This is a genomic window from bacterium, assembly GCA_040754625.1.
Classification (GTDB): Bacteria; JACRDZ01; JAQUKH01; order JAQUKH01; family JAQUKH01; genus JAQUKH01.
Genome location: JBFMCF010000010.1, coordinates 1 through 5,061, shown reverse-complemented (window position 1 = coordinate 5,061; position 5,061 = coordinate 1). Strand labels below are relative to the sequence as shown.

3 protein-coding genes, 1 pseudogene and 1 CRISPR repeat array are annotated in these 5,061 nt (G+C 37.6%); all 4 genes and pseudogenes read left to right on the top strand.

What is annotated here, in order from left to right:
• Positions 1-201 precede the first annotated feature (201 nt).
• Positions 202-3,003 (top strand): isoleucine--tRNA ligase, encoded by a 2,802-nt coding sequence (gene ileS, locus AB1498_00550; GenBank protein MEW6086790.1) that lies wholly within the window; start codon positions 202-204, stop codon positions 3,001-3,003.
• Positions 3,003-3,395, top strand: a complete 393-nt coding sequence (locus AB1498_00545) for a TraR/DksA C4-type zinc finger protein (GenBank protein MEW6086789.1) — start codon at positions 3,003-3,005, stop codon at positions 3,393-3,395. The genes ileS and AB1498_00545 overlap by 1 nt, the downstream gene beginning before the upstream one ends.
• Positions 3,396-3,404: 9 nt before the next feature.
• A complete protein-coding gene (lspA, locus tag AB1498_00540) occupies positions 3,405-3,881 on the top strand; it encodes a signal peptidase II (protein ID MEW6086788.1) in 477 nt (158 codons plus the stop codon).
• Positions 3,847-4,533 (top strand): annotated as a pseudogene (gene lgt, locus AB1498_00535) (prolipoprotein diacylglyceryl transferase). The gene lspA and the pseudogene lgt overlap by 35 nt, the downstream one beginning before the upstream one ends.
• 89 nt (positions 4,534-4,622) lie before the next feature.
• A CRISPR array of direct repeats spans positions 4,623-4,911; the repeat unit is 29 nt; unit sequence GTTTCAATTCCTTATAGGCTCAATGAAAT.
• Between the last annotated feature and the right edge of the window lie 150 nt (positions 4,912-5,061).

The window sequence follows — 5,061 nt, the reverse complement described above, 5'->3', positions numbered from 1 at the left end:
CTTGTTACCGACTGGAAAGATTATTCTTTTTCTGGTTCGCTTGATTTTAATTTGAATAAAATTATCAGTTAATGTTTACGCAGGCTAAAGCCTGCGGCTACAAAACCACCGGTAACTGACCGGTTACTAATGGATTTTTAATGGTATTGACAATAATTCATATTATGTTATAATTAAAAATCTTATATTTTGAAGGATATTATGTTATACGAAAAAACTATAAATTTGCCTAAAACTGATTTCCCCATGCGCGCGGAACTCGCGAAACGCGAACCGGAAATTGCAAAAATCTGGGACAAGGAAGAAATCTACAGCCAATTGCGGAAAAAAAGAGCAGGGAAAGAAAAATATATTCTTCATGACGGCCCTCCCTACGCAAACGGCCATATTCATATCGGCACCGCATTTAACAAAATATTAAAGGACATAATTGTCCGTTATAAATCCATGCAGGGATATGATGCCCCCTTCGTCCCCGGCTGGGACTGCCATGGCCTGCCTGTGGAACACCAGGTTACAAAAAATCTGAAAGACAAAGATACTGTTCCTATTATCGAAATCAGGAAAAAATGTAAAGATTACGCGGCAAAATTTGTAAATATACAGCGCGAAGAATTCAAAAGACTGGGGAACTATGGAGAATGGACGCACCCCTACCTTACAATGAATTATGACTATGAAGCCACAATAATTGATGAATTCAGAAAATTGGCAAATGTCGGATTCATTTACCATGGTGTAAAACCTATATATTGGTGCGGGACCTGCGAAACGGCCCTGGCTGAAGCTGAGGTGGAATATGAAGACGAATCTACTGACTCAATCTTTGTAAAATTTTTATTGACTAATCCCCAGGAAATATTGCCGGATTTAAAAGAAAATGTTTATATTGTAATCTGGACCACCACCCCGTGGACATTACCGGGAAATATGGCGGTGGCAGTCCATCCGGAAAAAATATATAACGCGTACAGGACCGGAAATAATATTTTAATAATCGCCAAAGATTTGGAAAACAGCTTTTTTGAAAAGATTAATACAAAACACGAAAATATTTTAGGGACCTGGAAAGGAAAATCCTTAGAAGGATTAACATATAAACATCCCTTTATTGACAGGACCGGCCAGATGGTCCTTGCTGATTTTGTTGATATGGAAACGGGTTCCGGGTGTGTCCATATTGCGCCCGGCCATGGAGAAGAAGATTTTGAAACAGGTCTCAAATATAACCTTAAGGTTATAGCGCCTGTTAACGCAAAAGGATGTTTTACAAATGACGTTGAACTGTTTTCAGGGCAAAAAGTCCTCGAGGCTAACCCGGGGATCATAAATCTCCTGGCGAAAAAACAATCTTTACTGTTCTCTGAAAAAATTACACATTCATATCCTCATTGCTGGAGATGCAAACAACCGGTTATTTTCAGGGCAACCAAACAATGGTTTATAAGCCTTAACGGGAAAAACTTTTTAAGAAAAAACGCGCTTGAAGAAATAAAAAAAGTGGTATGGATTCCTTCATGGGGAGAAGAAAGAATATCCCAGATGGTCGCGAACCGGCCTGACTGGTGTATTTCCAGGCAGCGCGCATGGGGGGTCCCTATTCCTGTATTTTTCTGCGAAAACTGCAACCGGGACTTTGTTGACGATGATATTATGATAAAAGTTCGCAACCTTGTAAAAAAACACGGCGCGGACATCTGGTTCAGCATGAATACCGGAGATTTGATACCTGAAAACAAATCCTGTCCAGGCTGCGGCGGAAAAAAATTCAGGAAAGAAACAGACATACTTGATGTCTGGTTTGACTCGGGAGTAAGCCATGCCGCGGTACTAAAACAAAGGACTGAATTATCCTGGCCTGCCGATTTGTATCTCGAAGGAAGCGACCAGCACCGCGGATGGTTTCATAGTTCGCTCCTTACATCAGTCGGCATAGAAAAAACCGCACCCTATAAAAGTGTCCTGACACACGGATTTGTCGTTGACGGTGAAGGTAAAAAAATGTCCAAATCCACCGGTAACGTTATTGCCCCGCAGGAAATTATAGAAAAATATGGATCTGACATAGTCCGTTTATGGGTTGCATCTGAAAATTATCAGAACGATATAAAGATATCCACAGAAATTCTCGGCAGGCTTACAGACGCTTACCGTAAAATAAGAAATACATGCCGTTATATTTTAGGAAATCTTCATGACTTTAACCCGGAAACCGACAAAATTGATTATAACAACCTGCTTGAAATCGACCGGTTTGCGCTTATTCAGCTCCAGAGGATGCTTGAAAAAAGCATACAGGGCTATAATTCATTTCAATTTCATTATTTTTATCATGCGTTATACAATTATTGCGTTAACGATTTGAGCGCTTTCTATCTTGACATATTAAAAGACAGGTTATACACATATGGCAGAAAATCAGTTGAAAGACGGGCCGCCCAAACCGTTTTATTTGAAATAATCCATAACATTTCAAAATTAATGGCCCCCATAATGGTCCATACATCTGAAGAAGTTTGGCAGCACCTGCCAAAATTCCACGGCAAAGAAATAAGTATCCATTTGAGCGAACTACCCGAGATTAACGAGGAATATATCCAAAAACATCTTGAGGAAAACTGGGACAATTTAATTTCAGTAAGAAAAGAGGTCTATTCCGCGCTGGAGATTGCCCGTCAATCTAAAATCATCGGCCAGTCACTCGAGGCAAATGTTGTACTTTCAGTCGAAGACAAAAAACTTGAGGCCTTTCTAAATAAATATAAAAATGACCTTCCCACAATTTTTATTGTTTCTTCGGTAGATATATTTAATACCAAAAATAAAACCGGTAATTCATATTCTGCCGTTAATATACCCGGCTTATCAGTCTTTATTGAAAAATCACAGGGAATAAAATGCGAACGCTGCTGGATATACACAAAATCTTCAGGGACTGATAAAGAGCACCCTAATTTGTGCCCAAAGTGCTTAAAAATTATAAAGGAAGGAGAAATACTTTAATGTCAACACCAGCTAAACTTAATAAAAAAGAAATTGCGAAATTTAAAAGTTTAATAGAAAAAGAAATTACTGCAATACGTTCTGAATTACGCAAAATTGAAGAAAATATTAAAAAAAGCCCCCGTGAAGACGCGGGAGATTTATCCGCGTATAGTATCCACCTGGCGGACCAGGGCACAGATACAAATGAAACTGAAAAATTGCTGCTTTTAAGGGCAAAAACCGAAAAATACTTTTATAAACTCGAAGAATCTTTGAATAAAATAAAAACCGGCACCTATGGCATTTGCGCTCAATGCGGCAAGCCGATAAACAAGGAAAGACTGAAGGCTGTCTTGTGCGCGTCTTACTGCATCAAATGCAAACAGGAAAGACAAAATTTACTGGAATAATCAACCACTATGTTCTTCTATGCACTTGGAATCGTCCTTATTATCCTTGACCAGGTTTCTAAATTATTAATAATAAATAAATTGAATCTTGGCCAATCCATACAAATTATAGACGGAATACTCCATTTCACATATGTCCGTAATTCCGGTATCGCTTTTGGTTTATTTCCAAAAATGAATATAGTAATAACAATTTTATCAATAATTACAATTTTCTTATTATTTTTTATCTATAGAGAAACAAATTCAGACAACATACGGACAAAAACAGCATTAATTTTTATATTAAGCGGTGCAATCGGAAATCTTATCGACCGCATACAATATAATGTTGTAATTGATTTTATTGATTTCCGCATCTGGCCTGTATTTAATCTTGCCGACACTTTTATTGTTATTGGAGTGGCTATGATCTTCATTGTTCTATTTTTAACAAAGGAAAAAGCAGAAAATGCATCCGATACTTTTTCAATTAGGGCCGATTAAAATATATGCATACGGGACCATGCTTGCCGCGGCCTTCATAATAGGCATTTATAAGGTAGCTTCCGGCGCTGAAAAAGAAGGTATCAAAAAAGATCATATATTCGATCTTGGATTTTACAGCATCCTGGCAGCCATAATCGGCGCACGGTTTCTTTACATTATCGTAAATTACAAAGTTTTCCTGGAAAACCCCATAGAGATCATCTTATTCCATCATGGAGGGCTTGTTTATTACGGGGGGCTTATTGGCGCGTTTGCAGCCGCCTATTTATATTTAAAAAAACATAATTTGCATAAATGGCAGATTTCCGATTTAATCGCGCCCTATTTGGCGCTTGGTATAAGTATTACAAGAATAGGATGTTTTTTAAACGGCTGCTGTTTTGGTGAAGAAACTGATTCATTTATGGGAATACATTGCTCAATAGAAAGCCCGGCCGGGACTTTTTTCGGGAAAGACGTTATTGTCCATCCTACCCAGCTTTATGAATTCGTCTTTTGTTTTTTACTCTTTATCCTGCTTATTGTTTTTAAAAAATATAAAAAATTTCATGGGCAGTTGTTTTGGACATTTATACTTTTATATTCAATTTTACGAAGTCTCAATGAAATTTTGCGGGGAGATTATGAAAGAGGAATTTACTGGATATTTTCCACATCCCAATGGATTGGATTTCTCACTGGATTAGCAGCAATTATTATGCTTATAAGATTAAAAAACAACAGTATCACTCCCGCAAAGTAACATACCAAATATGGCTCAATAAAATTACATCTATCCATCATATGCTGGTCAACATCTACTTTGTTTCAATTCCTTATAGGCTCAATGAAATATACACCAAAAATCTTTCCAAATCTCCACTTAGACCGTTTCAATTCCTTATAGGCTCAATGAAATTATCATTACAGATACTGGTTGTTGTTGTTGTTGTGCGTTTCAATTCCTTATAGGCTCAATGAAATGTATACTCTGTCCTCATGTTGAAGATGTATTTTCGGTTTCAATTCCTTATAGGCTCAATGAAATGCCAGAAAAGGACTTATCCAATCTAGCCTAAGTTCCGCAGTTTTAAAATCAAGCTCCTTATTTTTCAAGGGGTTGCGGGTTTTACCCCCTCAAATTCTGCACTACATTTTGTATAAAAACCGGACGATTAGGGATCTTTATTCCCAGCCT